Source organism: Roseateles sp. Mitsp63 (assembly GCF_059491535.1).
The window spans coordinates 2,568,634-2,586,539 of record NZ_CP168509.1 but is presented as its reverse complement, the minus strand read 5'-3'; the positions used below and the strand labels follow the sequence as shown (position 1 = coordinate 2,586,539).

The window sequence follows — 17,906 nt, the reverse complement described above, 5'->3', positions numbered from 1 at the left end:
AATTCCATGTCCGGAAACGGCGCGACGGGCGACGCGAGGCTCCCTATCGTGAGGTCCATCACTCACCACGACGGCCTTTGCGCCGCGCTCACATGGACTTCCGCATCCTGGGTCTCGACCCCGCCCCGTTCCGTCCCCTCTTCGGACTCTCCGACGACGCCCTGCGCGAGCGCGGCGTGCTGCGCGTGCGCATCGACAGCCCTCGCTCCGCGCCGGACCGCATCACGCTCGACGACGCCGAGCCGGGCGAGACGGTGCTGCTGCTCAACTACGTCTACCTCGACGTCTCGACGCCGTATCGCGGCACGCACGCGATCTACCTGCGCGAGCAAGGCGGCGAGCGCTTCGACCGCGTCAACGAGATCCCGAAATCGCTGCGCGGCCGGCTGCTGTCGGTGCGCGCCTTCGACGCGGCCGGCATGATGGTCGATGCCGACGTCATCGAAGGCGACCGCGTCGAGCCGCTGATCCAGAAGCTGTTCGCGCAGCCGGAGGTGACCTTCCTGCAGGTGCATTACGCCAAGCGCGGATGCTTCGCGGCGCGGGTGGAGCGGTGGGGCGACGAGGCTTTGTCGGTGTAGGCTCCCTGCCCGCGTCCGGATCTCGCAAAACCTGTTTGACCCTTTATGTATCGGATTCGATACTTTCCGGCTTCAACGTATCGGATTCGATACATCCGTGGCGGACTCTGTCTTTGAACCTATGCGCCGCCGTCCCATTCCCCGCTGGACCAGCCTCGCCTTCTTCGCCATCGGCCTGTACATCGTGCTGCTGTCGGTGGACGTGGTGCCGTATGCGCCGCTGCCTGGACGGCGGCGCGCCTTGTTCACGTCGCCCCACCATTGGTGGGTCACCAGCATCGGCCTGTCCTTCATGGCCACGGCGCCGCTGGTGGCCTTTCGCCGCCTGGGCCGGCCGTGGCGGCCGTTCTTCAGCGTCGTCGGTGGCGTGGCTTTCATCGCGCCGATGACGTGGTTCGTCCTGGATGGTCCGTTGCCGCCGACCGAGCGGCTGTTGTTCGGCATTCCGCTGGGCCTGGCCCTCATTGGCATCGCCATCAGCGTGCGTCGCTCACTGACGGGGAAGGTGGTGTTCGATCCCCACGCGCTCGACCCGATGGAGGCCGCGCGCATCCTCCGCACCCATGGCCGCGAGGAACAGGCCGAAGCCGTGCTGCGCCACGCAATGAGGTGGGAGCCCGAACGCGCGGAAGAGTTCAGGCGAGCGGTCGACGCGATGAAGCGCCGGTCGCATCGCGCGGACTGACGTCCGCCCCGGCGGCCTACAACGCGCCCGCCGGCGCCGTCTCCAGTCCTTCTTTCGCCAGGTGGTCGTCGACCTCCGGCATCAGCTTGCGCGCCTGGGTCAGATCGTACTGCGCCTGAGCCTTGCGGCCGAGCTTCAAGTCCGCCAGTCCCCGGCCGTACAGCGCCACCGCGTGCGGCACCTCGTCGTTGGCCCGGTCGAAGGCCTTTCTCGCCTGCGCGGCCTCGCCCATCCTCAGGTAGACCCAGCCGAGGCTGACCCGGTAGTCCACGATCGACGGATCGATCTGCATCGCCCGCTCGCAGTCGTCGACCGCCGCCGGCAGGTCCTCGCCCAGCCGCGCACGCAGCCGGCAGCGCGCGTTCAACATCCCCGCCAGCCGCAGGTCCTTCGGATGCGCATCGATCCAGAGCTTCCATTGCCGCAACGCCTCGGGCCATTGCGACAGCGCCACGTACCAGCGCCCCAGGTCGGCCCGCAGGTGCGACGACGGCGGCAGCCGCTCGTCCAGCGCCTTCAGGTCGGCGAGCGCACCGTCGCGATCCTCCGCTGCCAAGCGCTGCGACACGCGCAAGGCGCGCGCCTCGTCCAGCGCCGGATCCCGCTGCAGCGCCTCATCGAGATCCGCCAGCGCCTCACGCCGCTGATCTCCCAAGGCCAGACGGATCCGGGCCCGCGACTCGCGGTACCGCGCCTCCTTCGGCGCCAGCGCGATCGCCCGGTCCAGGTCCTCCAGCGCGCGCGCCTTGTCGCCGGCCGCCAGGGCCGCCGCGCCGCGGCGCGCCAGGGCATCGGCGTCCTCCGAGGACACCTCCGGCGGCAGCGCCGCGAAGCGCCGGTCATAGCTGCCCGCGCGGTCCGTACCCTGCGCGAAGACCGGTCCGCCGTTCCACGTGATGTACACCTTGCGCTGCAGCGCCGAGACGTAGATCCGGTGCGACAGGAAGTAGTCCAGCCCCACCAGCATGTCGTCGCCGTCGTACACGTCGTCGATCCGCAGTACGTTGTTGCGCACCACCTCGCCGCCCATCTCGACCTTGTCGATCCGCCCTTCGTAGGTCGTCACCAGCTGCTGTCCGAGACCGCCCGTGCGGCCGACCTCCTTGAGGTCCTCCTGCTTGAGGCCCGACCATTTCGCCGCGCGCAGCGTCATCGAGGTCTGCGGCGCGCCGGTGTCCAGCAGCGCGTCCATCCCATGGCCGTTGACCTTGGCGCGCACCCGGATCGCGTTGGCCTCTTGCTCGCCCAGGTTGTCCAGCGGCAGGATCACCACCGGCGTCTCCTTCGGCGCCCAGTACGCCATGTCCACCTTCTCGCAGTCGCCTTGCGGGAAGACCAGCCGCACCATGCCGTGGGCCAGGTCGTATTCGGTATCCGCCGTCGCCAGCAGATTGCGGCCGATGATCCCCTTGATGCCGGCGCCAATCTCGCTGCCGCCGACGATGAACTCGACGTTGGGCAACTGCGCGCCCAGCAGCCCCACCCGCTCCACCTTCGTCATCGATGCCGACACCGCGCCGGTGTAGCCCTCCACCCGCATGCCATACGGCAGACTGACCTTCACCAGCTTGAGTTCGTCGACCACCGACGGCGTCAGCATGCTGAAGAAGGCGCCGCTGTCGACCAGCATCGGCACTTCCGCGCCATTCAGCGTCAGCGTCGCCACGGGCCGCGAGCCGACGATGCGCACCGGCATCTCGACCGGCCGCAGCCGGCAGGCCGGCGCGGCCTGCGCCGCCGCGGAAATGGCCGCGACCGTCACGATCGCGAGCGCGCCCCACCCCCGCGCCCACCGGCTCATTGCCCCGCTCCCGACGCCGCCGAGGCCGCCGCCGAGACCACTGCCGAGACCACTGCCTGCGGCCGCGCCGGGCGCGCGGGCAGGTCGTCGAACGCGAAGCCCGCCTTCCTGACGCCGTCGTCGATCGCCGGCACCAGCTTGCGCGCGGCCTCGAAGTCGATCCGCCCCTTCTCGGCATCGCCGAGCCGGGTCAGCGCCAGCCCGCGCCCATACAGGGCCCAGGCCTGCGGCTTCTGCTCGATCGCCTGATCGAAGGCCTTCCTCGCCCGCGCGGCATCGCCCTGCCGCAGCCACGCCCAGCCAAGGAACGAGCGGTACGCCGGTTCCCCATCGTCAAGGTCCACCGCCTCCTTGCAGTCGTCCACGGCCCGCGCCGGCTCCAGGTTCATCCGCGCCCGCAGCCAGCAGCGCTCCCCGTACACGGACGCCAGACTCGCGTCGCGGGAATGGCTCGCGATCCAGAGCTCGAACTGGCGCAGCGCCTGCGGCGCCTCGTCACGCCGCGCATGGATCGCCGCCATCTGCGCGCGCAGGTTGGAACCCGGCGGCAGCGCCTCGTCCAGCGCGGCGAGGTCCGCGCCCGCGCCCTCCCGGTCACCGCCCGCCATGCGCAGCGACACCCGGCGCAGCCGCGCGGCCGCCATCGCCGGATCCAGCCGCAGCGCCTCGTCCAGATCGGCCAGTGCCGCCTTCGGCTGCTTCAGCGCCTGCCTCACCCGCGCGCGCGATTCGAAGTACGCCGCCACCGCCGGCGACAGCTGGATCGCCCGGTCCAGGTCCTCCAGCGCGCCGGCCGGATTGCCCGCCACCAGCGCCGCGTTGCCGCGCCGCGCGAAGCCGTCGGCGTCGTCCGCCGCGATCTGCTCCGCCTTGGCGGCATAGCGCAGGTCGTCGCCCTGCGCCACCGGCTGGCCCTTGGTGAAGACGGGCCCGCCGTTCCAGGTCGCATAGACCTTGCCCTGCAGCCGCGACACATACACCCGGTGCGACAGGAAATAGTCCAGCCCCAGCAGCATGTCCTCGTCCAGGCCGCGCATGTTGCTGACCCGCATCCGGTTCCTGGAGACCTTCTCCCCGCCGATCTCGAAGGTCTCCACGTTGGCCGTCCACTGCTGCGTGAAGTCGGTGCCCGCGCCGCCGGTGCGGCCCGCCGCGGTCATGTCCGCCTCGGCGATGCCGGCCTTGCGCGCCGAGCCCAGCCCCAGCACCGAGGTGGGCGCGCCGGTGTCCATGATGGCCGTCGTCTTCTGGCCGTTGATGCGCACCTCGACCCGCACCGCGCGGTCGTTGCTGCCGTAGCCGATCAGCGGCGTCTCGATGACCGGCGCATCGCCCGCCCAGTAGGCCAGCGGCGTGCGCTCGCAATTGCCCTTGGGCAGGACCAGCCGCACCACGCCGTGCGCCAGGTCGTACTCGGTGTCCGCGATCGACAGGAAGTTGCGGCCGAGCACGCCCATGATCCCGGCGTTGATCTCGTTGCCGCCCACCAGGAATTCGACGCCCGGCACCTCCGCCTTCTCCAGCACGACGCTCTTGACCGTGGTCACCTTCAGCGCCTCCATCGCGCCGGTGATGCCGTAGACGCGCATGTTGGACGGCGCCGGCCGCAGGCGCAGGCCGAGCTGCTTCGCGCTGGCCTCGCTGAGGAAGCTGTAGAAGGCGCCGCTGTCCACCAGCATCGGCACCGCCACGCCGTTGAGCTTGACGGTGGCCACCGGCCGGTGCTCGACCAGCCGCACCGGAATGTCCATGGTCTCGATCCGGCAGCGGTTCGGATCGGGCTCGGCCGCGTGGGCCGCCTGGCCCATGGCGGCCAGGGTCAGCGCCAGCACCGGCGCCAGAAGACCTGCGTTCAGGCGTGCACTCAGGCGTGCTTTCAGACGTGCGTTCAATCGCCCCTCCCTCGGGATGTGTCGCGCGGGCGATGGGCCGCCCCTCGCGACCCGGGACGATACGCCCTTCGACGGCAGGAATATCCCCCTTCGAAGGGGGAAACGGTGTCAAGGCGCCGTGAGGAGCAACGCGTCGAGGCCGGCTTCATCCTCGTTCACCGTTGGTCTTCCGCGTCGTCCGCTCGCGCTCGTGGAGAGGGTCAGTCCTTGCCGTCCGCCGCCGGCTTCAGGATCTGCGCCCACAGGGCCGCGGCACGCGCCGTGCCGTCGACGTTGAAATGGCAGCCATTGCGCAGCGGCGCGCCGAGCACGTCCATGTCCGGCCCCGCGCGGAATCCGCTGCCCGGAATGGCGAGCAGCTCCCGCACCGCCTCGCGGATCTGGCCTCCGTCGTGCGGCGGACACCAGGTCGAGCGCGCGATCCACCATGGCACGTCGACGCCGCGCGCCGCCATGCCCGCCTTCAGCGCGGCCAGCGCGTCGCGGTAGTCGGCCATCGCGGTGCGGTCGCGGGCATCGGCCTCGCCCTGCTGCCAGAGCACCGCCGCCACCGGCCAGCGCGTGCCCTTGATGCGGTCGAGCTGCGTCTGCCAGTAGCCGCGCAGCGCGCTCTGCGGCGCGGTCCATTCGGCGATGGAGCTGCCCTCGACCGCGATCACCGACCAGACGATCGGATGACCGCGCCAGCGCCCGCCCAGCGCCTGGTTCACCGCCGGCCAGGGGCTGCCGCCCGTGCCCGTGGCCCCAGGCACCGGCGCGCCCGACAGGCCGCAGCCGCCCAGATGCAGCACCGGCATCGGCGGCACCGGCGCGGCCGAGGGCGGCACCGGATCGGCATGGTTCGCCGCGTTCGACTGGCCCAGCACCAGCACCACCACCGGCTGCTCCCCGCCGAAGACCGCGCCGCAATCGGGCGCCGTGACCGGCATGTCATGGATCGCCGCCAGGCGCCGCGCCAGGTCGTCGGCGGGCGTCGCGCCGCGCGACTGCCGCAGCATCGCCACGCCGGCCGCGATCATGCCGCCGCAGGTCAGCAGCGCCACCGCGCCGATCGCCAGCGGGATCAGGGAGTTCTTCCGTTCTTCGGTCATGGGGCGCGCCGGATCGGCGGCGGAGTCCAGGGAGCGCGCATTGTCCCCGCGCCGGACCGCCCTCGCCCAAAGCCCCCGTGCGGGGCGCCCCGCTCAGCCGCTCAACCGCGCGCAGCCGCCGCTTCGGAACGCGGCCGGCGCGCGCGATAGCGGTCGCGGATCCAGCGCATCGCCGGCTGCTCGACCCACTGAGTCAGGCCATGCGCCAGCGCGGCCGACAGCGCCATCGTCAGCGCGATCGCGGCGTGCACCTCGACGCCCGCCGCCTCCAGCCGGCGCAGCACCGCCCAGCCGATGTTCTCGTGCAGCAGGTACAGCGTGTAGGAGATCGTGCCCAGCCACAGCAGCGCCGGGTGCTCGAGCCAGGTCCAGCGTCCGCGCGCCGCGCCGTGCAGCACGACGAAGAACACCGCCGCCAGGGCCGCCCACTGCCAGCCGTCGGCCACGCCCATCACGGCGATGGCCAGCAGCGCCAGCGCGCGATCGCGGCGCGAGCCGGCGTCCTCGCGGCTCAGCCGGTAGATCGCCACGCCGAGCGCGAACCACGCGATGTGCGGCAGCAGCAGCCAGCGCTGGCCCAGCCATGGCAGATCCACGCCGGCCCAGGCATGCGCCGCCACGTAGACCAGCCGCAGCGCGAGCGTCCCGAACAGGAAGTTCCGCAGCCCCGCCGCGCCGCCGAGCCGGAAGCTCAGCAGCGCCCAGGCATAGAACAGCAGCTCGATCTCCAGCGTCCAGTACACGCCGTCCACGTGCGGCAGGCCGAAGAAGCCCTGCAGCATCGTCGTGTTGACCAGCAGCGCGTCCCAGCCGACGGTCTTGCCGGGCAGCCCGATCGCATGGGTCAGCGCGAAGGTCAGCAGGATCGCGCCCCAGTAGGCCGGATAGAGCCGGCTGAAGCGCGAGACGACGAAGTCCATCGGCCGCGCGGTGCGCTCCAGCGTCATGAAGATGACGAAGCCGCTGATCATGAAGAACAGGTTGACGCCCACGTACCCGCGCGGGAACGACAGCCACGGCGCCTGGACGTGGCCGAAGAGCTGGTCGTAGCGCGTCGTGTAATGGAACAGCACCACCGCCAGCGCCGCGATGCCGCGCAGCGCATCGAGCTGCGCCAGGCGCGGCGCGGCGCTCACACCAGGACCTCGGCGGCGGCCGGATGGCTCAGGAAGCCCTGCGGGCTCGCCGTGATGCCGTAGGCACCGGACTGGAACACCACCACCAGGTCGCCGGGCTCGGCCCGCGCCAGGCTCATGCGCTCGCCCAGCAGGTCCAGCGGCGTGCACAGCGGCCCCACCACCGAGACGCCAGCCTCCAGCCCGGCGCCCTCGCCCATGCGGTTGCCGATCGCGACCGGATAGTTCTTGCGGATGACCTGGCCGAAGTTGCCCGATGCCGCGAGGTGGTGATGCAACCCGCCATCGGTGACCAGGAAGACCTGTCCGCGCGAGACCTTGCGGTCGACCACGCGGCAGACATAGACGCCGGCCTCGCCGACCAGGTAGCGGCCAAGCTCGACCACCAGCCTGGCCTGCGGCAGCTCGACCGCGGCGCGCTCGACCAGCGCCGCCAGATTGGCGCCGATGGGCGCGAGGTCGAGCCGCTGCTCGCCCGGGAAATACGGAATGCCGAAGCCGCCGCCCAGGTTCAGCACCTTCACCGGCGCCGGCGCGTCCTTGGCCAGCCGCAGCGCGAGCTCATAGCTCTTGAGCTGCGCCTCGACGATGGCCTCCGGCTTCAGGTTCTGCGAGCCGGCGAAGAGATGGAAGCCCTCGAAGCCCAGGCCCGCCTCGCCGATGCGGGCCAGCAGCGCCGGCACCTGCTCCGCGTCGACGCCGAACTGCTTGGGGCCGCCGCCCATCTTCATGCCCGAGGACTTCAGCTCGAAGTCCGGATTGACGCGCACCGCGACCCGCGCCGCGTAGCCGGTCTCGGCGCACAGCGCGCGCAGCAGCTCGACCTCGCGGAAGGACTCCAGGTTGATCAGGATGCCGGCGGCCAGCGCCTGCTTGAGCTCCAGCGCGCTCTTGCCGGGACCGGCGAAGCTGATCTCGCGCGGATCCGCGCCGGCGTCCAGCGCCACCTGCAGCTCGCCGGCGGAGGCGACGTCGATGCCGTCCACCAGCCGCGCCATGTGCGCCACCAGCGCCGGCATCGGGTTGGCCTTCATCGCGAAATGCAGTTCCAGCCCGGCCGGCATCGCGGCGCGCAGTTCCTCGACGCGGCGCGTCAGCAGCGCGCGGTCGCAGGCGTAGAACGGCGTGCGGCCGACCCGGTCCGCCAGTCGCGTCAGCGGCTGGCCGCCGATCTGGAGCACGCCGTCGCGCGTGGCGAACTGGTCCATCGGCGCGTGCCGCGGCGCGGCCTTGGCGGGTGGGGCGGAAAGGGGCTGGTCGTCGGTGCTCACGGGGCGGGGTCCTGGGCGGGTCACGGCCGGTCAATGGCGCGGGTCAATGGCGCGGGTCAACGGCGCGGGTCAATGGCGCCGGTCAATGGCGCCGGTCAGCGGGTCTCCTGCCGGGTCACCCAGTCGGTGCTCAGCAGCTTGCGGTCGATCTTGCCGTTGGGGTTGCGGGGCAGCGGGCCGGCCTGCGCCTCGATGCCCGATGGAATCATGTAGGCCGGCATGCGCGCCTTGCAGGCGGCCAGCAGCGCGGCGGCGTCGAGCGCCTCGGCGCCCGCCGGCGGCGTCGCGATCACCTGGATGGACTGACCCAGCGCCGCGTGGTCGACGCCGAAGGCGACGCACTCGCCCACCAGCTGCGTCGCGTACAGGATCTCCTCGACCTCGGTCGGGCTGACGCGGTAGCCCGAGGTCTTGATCATCTCGTCGCGCCGGCCGATGAAGTACAGGAAGCCCTCGGCATCCCTGCGCACGTTGTCGCCGGAGAAGACCGCGTACTCAGGCAGTTGCAGGCCGGCCTCGCGGCCCGCCGCGCCGGGCGGCAGCAGCTTGTAGCGCTCGGCCGTCTTCTCGGCGTCGTTCCAGTAGCCCATGCCGACCAGCGCGCCGCGGTGCACCAGCTCGCCGGGCTCGTCGGGCGCGCAGGGCGTGCCGTCCTCGCGCAGCACCAGGATCTCGGCGTTCGGGATCGCCTTGCCGATCGAATCGGGCCGGCGGTCGACCTCCTCCGGCGGCAGATAGGTCGAGCGGAAGGCCTCGGTCAGGCCGTACATCAGGAAGGGCTGCGCCGACGGCACGCGCTGGCGCAGCAGGTTCAGCGTCTCGCGCGGCATGCGGCCGCCGGTGTTGGCGAAGTAGCGCAGATCGGCGTCGATCGCGGCCGGCCACTCCAGCTGCGCCAGCTGGATGTAGAGCGGCGGCACGGCCGTCAGGCCGGTGATGCGGTCGCGCTCCAGCGCCTTGAGCACGTCGCGCGGCATCAGGTAGTTCAGCAGGGTCACCGACGCGCCGGCGTGGAAGGCCGTCGTCAGCTGGCTGAAGCCGGCATCGAAGGACAGCGGCAGCGCCGCCAGCAGCCGGTCCGAGGGACGGTTGCCGAGATAGCTGGCCACGCTCTTCGCGCCGGCCACCATGTTGCGGTGCGACAGCACGACGCCCTTGGGCCGGCCGGTCGAGCCCGAGGTGTAGAGGATCGCCACCATGTCGGTGTCGATGACGCGATGGGCCGCCTGGGCCGGGGCGTCGAGCAGGTCGCTGTAGCGGATCCAGCCGGCGGGCGCGGTTTCCGGCGCCGCGTCGACCAGCACCACGTGCCGCACCGACGGGCATTGCGCCAGCACCGGCTGCAGCGACGCGAAGCGGTCGCGCGAGGTGATCAGGATGCGGACCTCGCAGTCGCGCAGGATGAAGCCGACCTGCTCGGGCTTGAGGATCGGATTGACCGGCACGAACACGCCGCCCGCGGCCGGCGCCGCGAAGCTGGCGACGACCGTCTCCAGCCGCTTGTCCAGGTAGATGCCCACGCGCCCGGCGCGCTCCAGCCCCAGCGACAGCAGGCCGCTGGCCAGCGCCTGGACCTGGCTGGCGAGCTCGCCATAGCTGAGCGAACGGGCGCCGTCACGCAAGGCCGGCGCGGCCGGATCGCGTTCGGCGCTGAGCCGGATCAGGTGCGGGAGCAGGTGGCTGTCGGTGGCGGTGGCGGTCACGGTGGCGTCACTGTACGAGGGCGAAAAAAGTATCTCACGCACACCCGCGGCAATCCCTCACGATCGGGTGGCGATCCCCTTGGGATGGGGGGGCGCCCCGGGGGTTCCTCCAGAGGGCCACAGTTAAGATCCGCCCCGATCATGAACACCCAACAACACCTGCTCGCCATCCTCGACGACGTCCTGAGCCTGGAAGGCCGCGCCAAGGACTTCAGCGTCGACACCGCGCTGCTGGGCGCGATCCCGGAGCTCGACTCCATGGCGGTCGTCAGCCTGATCACCGCGCTCGAGGAACAGTTCGGCTTCGTCGTCGACGACGACGAGATCGACGGCGCCACCTTCGCCACGGTGGGCGCCCTGCTGGACTTCGTGAACGGCAAGCTCGCCGCCTGACCGGCGCGACCGCCGCGCCACCGTCCCCATGGCCGCCGCCTCCACGCCCTTCTTCCTGGATGCCGGCGCGCGTGGCCAACGGCTGTGCGTGCACTATCCCGCGCGGGGCGCCGGCGCCTCGGCGCGCGGCCAGATCCTGCTCCTGCCGCCGTTCGCGGAGGAGATGAACAAGTCCCGCCGCATGACCGCCCTGGCCGCGCGCGCCTTCGCCGCCGCCGGCTTCGAGGCGCTGACGCTGGACCTGCTGGGCTGCGGCGACAGCAGCGGCGACTTCGGCGACGCGAGCTGGCAGGACTGGCAGGACGACGCGCGCCTGGCGGCGGACTGGCTCGCCCGGCGCGCCCCGCCTGGCGCCGACGACCGGCGGCCCCCGCTGTGGCTGTGGGGCCTGCGCGCCGGCGCGCTGCTGGCGCCGGCCGTCATCGAGGCCGTCATCGATCGCCCCATCCATCTGCTGCTGTGGCAGCCCGTGACCAGCGGCAAGGTGCAGCTGCAGCAGTTCATGCGGCTGCGCGTGGCGGCCGACCTGATCGGCGGCCAGGCCAAGGGCGCCGTGCAAGCGATGCGCGACCAGCTGGCCCGCGGCGAGCCGGTCGAGATCGCCGGCTACCTGCTCGCCCCCTCGCTCGCCCACGGCCTGGAGGCCGCCCAGCTCAAGCCCGTGACCGGCGTGGGCCGCGTCGCCTGGCTGGAACTCTCTCCGCGCGAGGACGCCCCGCTCACGCCGGCCGCGGCGATGGCCATCGAGGCCTGGACCGCGCAAGGCGCCCAGGTGCGCGCCGCCGTCTGCCAGGGCCCGTCCTTCTGGGCCGCCACCGAGATCGAGGAAGCGCCCCGCCTGATCGAGGCCAGCCTGGCCGCGCTCGAGGCCGGCGCGGACTTCGCGCATCGTCCGGCCGAGGCCGTCTCCGCATGAACGCGCCGCACGCCCTGCCCCACCGCGACCGCCTGCTGGCCATCGACTGCGCGGGGGAAGCGCTGGTCGGCGTGCTGAGCGAGCCGGCCACCGGAATGCGCTCCGGAATGGGCTCCGAAAAGGGCTCCGAGATGGCCACCGAAGCGGCCGCGCCCGCCGCCGGCACCGGCGTGCTGCTGATCGTCGGCGGCCCGCAGTACCGCGTCGGCAGCCATCGCCAGTTCACGCTGCTGGGCCGCGCGCTGGCCGCTGCCGGCGTGCCCTGCCTGCGCCTGGACTACCGCGGCATGGGCGATGCCGGCGGCGATCAGCGGCCCTTCGACCAGGTCGACGCCGACATCGCCGCCGCGATCGACGCCTGGCAGCGCGCGCATCCCGCGCTGCGCCGCGTCGTGCTCTGGGGCCTGTGCGACGCCGCCTCGGCCGCGCTGCTCTACGTCCACCGCCGCCGCGACGCGCGCGTCGCCGGCCTGTGCCTGGCCAATCCCTGGGTCCGCACCGAGGCCAGCCTCGCCCGCACGCAGGTCAAGCACTACTACCTGGACCGGCTGCGCCAGCCGGCCTTCTGGCGCAAGCTGCTGAGCGGCCGCGTGGGGCTTGCCGCCGTGAAGGAGCTGCTGGCCAAGGTCGCGCAGAGCCGCGCCGGCGCGCCCATCGCCGACACCCGCCACTACACCGAGCAGATGGCCGATGGCCTGCGCGCCTTCGGCGGCCCGGTGCTGCTGATCCTGTCCGGCGACGACTACGTCGCCAAGGAATTCCTGGACCGCTGCCGCGATGGCGGCCCGGCCTGGCGCGGCCTGCTGACCCGCCCCGGCCTGCGCCGCGAGGATCTGCCGCAGGCGGATCACACCTTCTCGACCGCCGCCTGGCGCGCGCACGTCGAGCGGCTCACCGCCGCCTTCGTCCGCGACGCGCTGCCGGCCTGACGGAGTCCCCGCATGACGACGATTCGCCGATGCCCCCTTCCGCTGCGCCAGCGCCTGCTGCGCGCGGCCCGCGGCGCGCTGCTGGGCGCGGGCGCCCTGGCCGCCGCGCTGGCCACCACGCTGGCGGCGGCGCAGACCGCCGGCGGCTGCGGCCCGCTGGAGAACAACTTCGGTCCCTACGACTACCGCGAGTACAAGGACGCCCCCGAGAAGGATCCCAAGACCGGCGCCAGCTCCAACCTGTTCCTGGTCGAGAGCGCGCACTTCCTGGAGACCTGCGAGGCGATGGTCTACTGCGCCGCCGGCACGCCGGGCCGCGAGTTCGACTACACGCTGCGCGCCTTCCCCAACCACCACCGCGCGCTGGTCGCGATGGTCAAGCTGGCCGCGCGCAGCAACACCGACAAGGCCGTCGACGCCCGCTACACGGTGTCCTGCTACTTCAACCGCGCGATCCGCTTCAAGCCCGACGACATCGTCGTGCGCCTGCTCTTCGCCGTGTACCTGAAGGACAGCAAGCGCCTGGACGCCGCGCGCGAGCAGCTGCGCGAGGCCAAGGCGCTGGCGCCCACCAACCCGTTCAGCCAGTACAACCTGGGCATGGTCGCCGTCGACCTGGAGGACTACGCCACCGCCGTCGAGTACGCACGCAAGGCCTACTCGGCCGGCATGACGCAGCCGGTGCTCAAGCAGCGGCTGATCGGCGCCCGGCGCTGGACCGAGGCCGACGAGGCCGCCTCGCAGCCGGGCGCGGCCGAGGCCGCCCCGGCCGCGTCCTCCGCCAGCGCGGCCTCCGCGCCGGCCTCCGCCCCCTCGACCTCCGGCGCCGCCGCGTCCGCGCCCGGCCGGCCGTGAGCGCATCCCGCCTGCCCGCGCCGCGGCTGCCCGTCGTCGGCTGGAACACCTTCTCCGGCCCGCAGGAGGCGGCAGTGCCGACGCTGCTCGCGCATCCGCGCCATGAGCTGACCACCAGCGGCCGCGCCGCGATCCTGCTCGCGCTCGAATGCCTGGCCGTCGGGCCGGACGACGTCGTGCTGCTGCCCACCTACCACTGCCCGACCATGGTCTCGCCGGTGAAGACGCTGGGCGCCGACGCGGTCTTCTATCCGATCGACGAGCGCGGCGCGCCGCGGCTGGACTGGCTCTCGGCGCACGTGCCGGCGCGGACCAAGGCGCTGCTGGTGCCGCACTACTTCGGCCTGCCGCAGCCGATGGACGAGGCGCGCGCCTGGTGCGACGCGCGCGGCATCGCGCTGATCGAGGACTGCGCCCATGCGATGTTCGGCCGCGCCGGCGCGCGCGCGATCGGCTCCTGGGGCGACGTGGCCATCGCCAGCCTGACCAAGTTCTTCCCGACGCCCGAGGGCGGCATCCTGGCGCTCAACCGCGCGGGACTGACGCTGCCGGCGCTGGCGCCGGCCTCCGCGATCGAGCAGGTCAAGGCCGCCTCCGACATCCTGCACATGGGCGCCAGCCACGACCGGCTCACCGGCCTGAACGGCCTGATCCGCGGCGCGTTCGCGCTCAAGAGCGGGCTGCGCGCGATGCTGGGCCGCCCGGCCGGCAGGCCCGCCGCGCCGAGCCGCCATGGCGAGCTGGACGAAGCGGACGAGATCGACGCCAACATGGCGCTGATCGACCGCTCCCAATCGCACCGCGCGCTGACGCGCGCCAGCGGCTGGATCTCGACGCGGGTGCCGCGCCAGCGCATCGTCGAGGCCCGGCGCCGCAACTACGCGTTCTTCATCGAGGCCTTCGCCGGCCGCGACGGCGTGCACGCGCTGCTGCCCGCGCTGCCGGCCGACTGCGCGCCCTATGTGTTCCCGCTGTGGGTGCGCACGCCCGATCCAGGCTACCTGGAGATGCGCAAGCTCGGCGTGCCGGTGTCGCGCTGGGACCGCCTGTGGCCCGGCGTGCCGGGACTGCCCGGCGACGCCGGCAAGTCCTGGTCGCACCACGTGCTGCAGCTGGCCTGTCATCAGGACCTGAGCGACGCCGACCTGCGGCGCATCGTCGAGCAGGTCGAGCGGCTCTACATCGCGCCCGCGCGCTGACGGTCCGGCGATGCGGCGCGTGCTCATGGTCTCCTTCCAGTTCCCGCCGATGGCGGGCACCAGCGGCGTGCAGCGCGCGCTGCGCTTCGCGCAGCAGCTGCCCGCGCTGGGCTGGTCGCCCAGCATCCTGACCGCCGATCCGCGCGTGCACGCCCAGACCGGCGGGGACCTCCTGGGCGAGATCCCGCCCGGACTGCCGGTACGCCGCGCCTTCGCGCTGGACGCGGCGCGGCACCTGTCGATCGGCGGCCGCTACCCCGGCTTCCTGGCGCGGCCGGACCGCTGGCACAGCTGGCTGCTCGGCGCCGTGCCGGCCGGCTTGAAGCTGATCCGCGAGGCCCGCCCCGACGCGATCTGGAGCACCTATCCGATCCCGACCGCGCACCTGATCGGCTACTGGCTGTCGCGGCTCAGCGGCCTGCCCTGGGTCGCGGACTTCCGCGATCCGATGGCCCACGACGGCTATCCGGCCGACCCGGCGCTGTGGCGCAGCTTCGCCGCGGTCGAGCGCAAGGTGTTCTCGCGCGCGACGCGCCTGACCTTCACGACGCCGGGCGCCGCGCGGCTCTACGCGGCCCGCTTCCCGGCCGCCGCCGAGCGGCTGCGCGTGATCGAGAACGGCTACAGCGAGGACGCGTTCCAGCAGGCCGAGCGCGCCGTCCACGCCACCCCCGCGGCGCCGGCCGGCGCGCCGCGCGTGCTGCTGCACAGCGGCGTCGTCTATCCCGACTGGCGCAGCCCGGCGCGGCTGTTCGAGGCGCTCGCCGCCGCGAAGGCCGCCGGCCGCGTCGACGCGGCGCGGCTGCGGTTGCGGCTGCGCGCGACCGCGCATGACGACTTCGTCCGCGAGCTGGCCGCGCGCCATGGCATCGCCGACCTGGTCGAGATCGCGCCCCCGATTCCCTACGCCGACGCGCTGGCCGAGATGCTGCGCGCCGACGGCCTGCTGCTGCTGCAGTCCCGGGACTGCAACGACCAGATCCCCGCCAAGGCCTACGAGTACCTGCGCGCGCGCCGGCCCGTGCTGACGCTGGCCGATCCGGCCGGCGACACCGCGCAGCTGATGCGCCGCGCCGGACTGCCGCATGCCGCGGCGCTGGAGGACGGCCCCGGCGTCGCCGCCGCCCTCGACCGCTTCCTCGACGACCTGCGCCACGGCCTCGCCGCGGCGCCCTCGCCGCGCGCCATCGCCGAGGCTTCGCGCGAGGCCCGCACCGGCGAGCTCGCGCGCGTGCTCGACGAGGCCTGCGCCCTCCACATGCCCACCGCCGAGGCCCGTCCATGACCCCGACGCCCCTGAGTTCCCTGTCCTGGACGCTGGTCCCGCTGAACAGCGCCGCCGCGTTCGCGCCGCACGCCGCGGCGTGGGACGCGCTGCAATCGCGCGTCGCCGGCCTGCCCTTCCTGGAGAGCGCCTTCCTCGCGCCGCTGCTGGCGGTGTTCGGCACCGGCCGCGAGCGGCTGGCGCTGCTCGGCGATCCCAAGGCGCCCAGCGCGGCGGCGATCATCGCGCCGGCCGGCAGCGGCCAGTGGGCCACCTTCCAGCCCTCGCAGTTGCCGCTGGGCGCCTGGCTGAGCCCGGCCGGCGCGCCGCTCGAGCCGCTCGCCGCCGGCCTGCTGCGCGCGCTGCCCTTCCCCGCGCTGGCGCTGGGGCTGACGCAGCTCGACAGCCTCCTGCATCCGCGCGCCGCCGACGGCCCGCGCTGGCGCGGCCAGGACTACATCGACACCGCCTGGGTCGACCTGGCCGGCGACTTCGACAGCTACTGGGAAGCGCGCGGCAAGAACCTGCGCCAGAACCTGCGCAAGCAGCAGAAGAAGCTGGAGACGGCCGGCACCGCCACCCGCATCGAGTGCCTGATCCATCCCGAGGACGTCGCCCAGGCGCTGACGGACTACGGCCGCCTGGAGGCCAGCGGCTGGAAGGGCCAGGAAGGCACGGCGATCGCGCCGGGCCATCCGCAGTACGAGTTCTATCGCGCGATGCTGGAGGCGTTCGCGCGCGACGGCCGCGCCCGTCTCTACCAATACTGGTTCGACGACGCCGTCGTCGCGATGGACCTGTGCATCGAGTCGGGCGCCAGGATCGTGATCCTCAAGACCGCCTACGACGAGGCCCACAAGGCCGTGTCGCCATCGACGCTGATGCGCCAGGTGCAGTTCCAGCAGCTGTTCGACGCGGCCGCGGCCGGCGGCCCGCTGCGCCGCATCGAGTTCTACGGCAAGGTCATGGAGTGGCACACCCGCTGGACCGCCGACGCCCGCCCGATCTACCACGCGACGCTGTACCGCTGGGGCTGGGTCCCCGCGCTCAAGCGCCTGCTGCGCGGCGGCGACACGTCCGCCGCGCCCTCCGCCGCGCCCTCCCCCGGGGAACCGGCGCCACCCGACACGCCCGCCGCACGCGTGGCGCCGGCGCGGGCCGATGTCCAGGGAGCCCCCCCAATGAGCACCACCGCCCCGCTGATCGCCGTCGTCATCCCGCATTTCCAGCGCCAGCCCGGGCTGCTGCCCAAGGCGCTGGCCTCGGCCTTCGCGCAGACGATCGCCGACCGCCTGCATGTCATCGTCGTCGACGACGAATCGCCGGTGCCGGCGCAGGCCGAGATCGACGCCCATCCCGAGTTCCCGCGCGGGCAGCTGACCGTGCACCGCAAGCCCAACGGCGGCGCGGGATCTGCCCGCAACAAGGCGCTGGACCTGGTGCCGCCGGGCACGACCCACGTCGCCTACCTCGACTCCGACGACGAGTGGCGTCCCGGGCACCTCGCCAACGCGCTGGCCGTGATGGGCGAGCGCTTCGACGGCTACTTCGCCGACTGGTGGTCCTTCAACCATCCGGACCAGACCAACTTCCAGCGCATCGGCACGCTGGACAAGCCGCATGCGTCCGTGTGCGCCCAGCCGCCCGGCTTCGACCTGGGCGTCTCGCCGCTGGAGCACATCCTGAGCGACGGCGGCGGACTGATCCAGACCTCCACGGTGGTCTACCGCTTCGACCGCTTCCCGGCGCTGCGCTTCCGCGAGGAGTTCTTCAACGGCCAGGACTTCTTCTTCTGGATGGACCTGGGCGCCGGCGGCGCGCGCTTCTGCTTCTCCACCGAGGTCGACTGCAACAACGGCGAGGGCATCAACATCTACCAGAGCGCCGGCTGGGGCACCGAGCGCTCGCTGCACCGGCTGCGCAACGAGCTGTTCGTCTGGACCTCGGTGCCGCGCTTCTACCGGCTGACCGACGGCCAGCGCCGCAACAACCAGCGCACCATCCGCAAGCTGCAGCAGGACGTGGTGCGCGACCTGCTGCACCGCGTGCGGCATGGCAAGGCGGTCAAGCTCAAGCTGCTGCGCGACATCGTGCGCTTCGACCCGACCTTCCTGCTCTACGCCGCGGCCGTGCCCTTCCGCGTGCTCGGCGAGAAGCTGCGGCGGCGGCCAGGGAGCGCGGCCGCATGAA

15 protein-coding genes are annotated in these 17,906 nt (G+C 72.7%); 9 read left to right on the top strand and 6 right to left on the bottom strand.

The features are described 5' to 3' along the window. Positions 1–92: 92 nt before the first annotated feature. On the top strand, positions 93–581 hold the full coding sequence (locus ACEN96_RS11410; protein WP_495588127.1) for a DUF1203 domain-containing protein: 489 nt from the start codon (positions 93–95) through the stop codon (positions 579–581). A 121-nt stretch (positions 582–702) separates the two neighbouring features. Further along, positions 703–1,266, top strand: coding sequence for a hypothetical protein (locus tag ACEN96_RS11405; protein ID WP_495588126.1), 564 nt, complete (start codon positions 703–705; stop codon positions 1,264–1,266). A gap of 16 nt (positions 1,267–1,282) precedes the next feature. On the opposite strand, the gene ACEN96_RS11400 is transcribed toward ACEN96_RS11405, so the two are convergent. The 6 genes from ACEN96_RS11400 to ACEN96_RS11375 all read right to left on the bottom strand — a co-directional run bounded on the left by ACEN96_RS11400 (position 1,283) and on the right by ACEN96_RS11375 (position 10,160). After that, positions 1,283–3,067 carry an aspartyl protease family protein gene (locus ACEN96_RS11400; protein ID WP_495588125.1) on the bottom strand — a complete coding sequence of 595 codons (1,785 nt, stop codon included), beginning with the start codon at positions 3,065–3,067 and terminating at the stop codon, positions 1,283–1,285. Further along, complete coding sequence (locus tag ACEN96_RS11395; protein WP_495588124.1) at positions 3,064–4,959, bottom strand: aspartyl protease family protein; 1,896 nt, start codon at positions 4,957–4,959, stop codon at positions 3,064–3,066. Before ACEN96_RS11395 ends, ACEN96_RS11400 begins: the two co-directional genes overlap by 4 nt. A 200-nt stretch (positions 4,960–5,159) precedes the next feature. After that, entirely contained in the window at positions 5,160–6,050 is an 891-nt protein-coding gene (locus tag ACEN96_RS11390; RefSeq protein ID WP_495588123.1) for a sialate O-acetylesterase, read from the bottom strand. A gap of 101 nt (positions 6,051–6,151) precedes the next feature. After that, positions 6,152–7,186, bottom strand: a complete 1,035-nt coding sequence (locus tag ACEN96_RS11385; protein WP_495588122.1) for an acyltransferase family protein — start codon at positions 7,184–7,186, stop codon at positions 6,152–6,154. Further along, complete coding sequence (locus ACEN96_RS11380) at positions 7,183–8,394, bottom strand: pyridoxal-dependent decarboxylase, exosortase A system-associated (protein ID WP_495588595.1); 1,212 nt, start codon at positions 8,392–8,394, stop codon at positions 7,183–7,185. The genes ACEN96_RS11385 and ACEN96_RS11380 overlap by 4 nt, the downstream gene beginning before the upstream one ends. 158 nt (positions 8,395–8,552) lie before the next feature. Beyond that, positions 8,553–10,160 (bottom strand): acyl-CoA ligase (AMP-forming), exosortase A system-associated, encoded by a 1,608-nt coding sequence (locus ACEN96_RS11375; protein ID WP_495588121.1) that lies wholly within the window; start codon positions 10,158–10,160, stop codon positions 8,553–8,555. 141 nt (positions 10,161–10,301) lie between these two features. On the opposite strand from ACEN96_RS11375, the gene ACEN96_RS11370 reads away from it, so the two are divergent. The 7 genes from ACEN96_RS11370 to ACEN96_RS11340 are packed head-to-tail and all read left to right on the top strand — an operon-like array spanning position 10,302 to position 17,905. Further along, the gene (locus ACEN96_RS11370) at positions 10,302–10,553 is read left to right on the top strand and encodes an acyl carrier protein (protein ID WP_343641195.1); all 252 of its coding nucleotides are present in this window, start codon (positions 10,302–10,304) and stop codon (positions 10,551–10,553) included. A 28-nt stretch (positions 10,554–10,581) separates the two neighbouring features. Further along, positions 10,582–11,469 (top strand): hydrolase 2, exosortase A system-associated, encoded by an 888-nt coding sequence (locus ACEN96_RS11365; protein ID WP_495588120.1) that lies wholly within the window; start codon positions 10,582–10,584, stop codon positions 11,467–11,469. Next, positions 11,466–12,398 carry a hydrolase 1, exosortase A system-associated gene (locus ACEN96_RS11360; RefSeq protein ID WP_495588119.1) on the top strand — a complete coding sequence of 311 codons (933 nt, stop codon included), beginning with the start codon at positions 11,466–11,468 and terminating at the stop codon, positions 12,396–12,398. Before ACEN96_RS11365 ends, ACEN96_RS11360 begins: the two co-directional genes overlap by 4 nt. Positions 12,399–12,410: 12 nt before the next feature. Further along, positions 12,411–13,253, top strand: coding sequence for a tetratricopeptide repeat protein (locus ACEN96_RS11355; RefSeq protein ID WP_495588118.1), 843 nt, complete (start codon positions 12,411–12,413; stop codon positions 13,251–13,253). Further along, positions 13,250–14,452: a DegT/DnrJ/EryC1/StrS family aminotransferase gene (locus ACEN96_RS11350; RefSeq protein WP_495588117.1), complete on the top strand. Its 1,203-nt coding sequence runs from the start codon at positions 13,250–13,252 to the stop codon at positions 14,450–14,452. The genes ACEN96_RS11355 and ACEN96_RS11350 overlap by 4 nt, the downstream gene beginning before the upstream one ends. A gap of 25 nt (positions 14,453–14,477) precedes the next feature. Then, the gene (locus ACEN96_RS11345; protein WP_495588594.1) at positions 14,478–15,737 is read left to right on the top strand and encodes a glycosyltransferase; all 1,260 of its coding nucleotides are present in this window, start codon (positions 14,478–14,480) and stop codon (positions 15,735–15,737) included. Then, the gene (locus ACEN96_RS11340; protein ID WP_495588116.1) at positions 15,734–17,905 is read left to right on the top strand and encodes a GNAT family N-acetyltransferase; all 2,172 of its coding nucleotides are present in this window, start codon (positions 15,734–15,736) and stop codon (positions 17,903–17,905) included. Before ACEN96_RS11345 ends, ACEN96_RS11340 begins: the two co-directional genes overlap by 4 nt. Position 17,906: the final 1 nt, after the last annotated feature.

Coding starts and splice junctions, on each gene's coding strand:
- ACEN96_RS11410 (WP_495588127.1), top strand. CDS start 93: ATGGACTTCCGCATCCTGGGTCTCGACCCCGCCCCGTTCCGTCCCCTC.
- ACEN96_RS11405 (WP_495588126.1), top strand. CDS start 703: ATGCGCCGCCGTCCCATTCCCCGCTGGACCAGCCTCGCCTTCTTCGCC.
- ACEN96_RS11400 (WP_495588125.1), bottom strand. CDS start 3,067: ATGAGCCGGTGGGCGCGGGGGTGGGGCGCGCTCGCGATCGTGACGGTC.
- ACEN96_RS11390 (WP_495588123.1), bottom strand. CDS start 6,050: ATGACCGAAGAACGGAAGAACTCCCTGATCCCGCTGGCGATCGGCGCG.
- ACEN96_RS11380 (WP_495588595.1), bottom strand. CDS start 8,394: ATGGACCAGTTCGCCACGCGCGACGGCGTGCTCCAGATCGGCGGCCAG.
- ACEN96_RS11370 (WP_343641195.1), top strand. CDS start 10,302: ATGAACACCCAACAACACCTGCTCGCCATCCTCGACGACGTCCTGAGC.
- ACEN96_RS11365 (WP_495588120.1), top strand. CDS start 10,582: ATGGCCGCCGCCTCCACGCCCTTCTTCCTGGATGCCGGCGCGCGTGGC.
- ACEN96_RS11360 (WP_495588119.1), top strand. CDS start 11,466: ATGAACGCGCCGCACGCCCTGCCCCACCGCGACCGCCTGCTGGCCATC.
- ACEN96_RS11355 (WP_495588118.1), top strand. CDS start 12,411: ATGACGACGATTCGCCGATGCCCCCTTCCGCTGCGCCAGCGCCTGCTG.
- ACEN96_RS11345 (WP_495588594.1), top strand. CDS start 14,478: ATGGTCTCCTTCCAGTTCCCGCCGATGGCGGGCACCAGCGGCGTGCAG.
- ACEN96_RS11340 (WP_495588116.1), top strand. CDS start 15,734: ATGACCCCGACGCCCCTGAGTTCCCTGTCCTGGACGCTGGTCCCGCTG.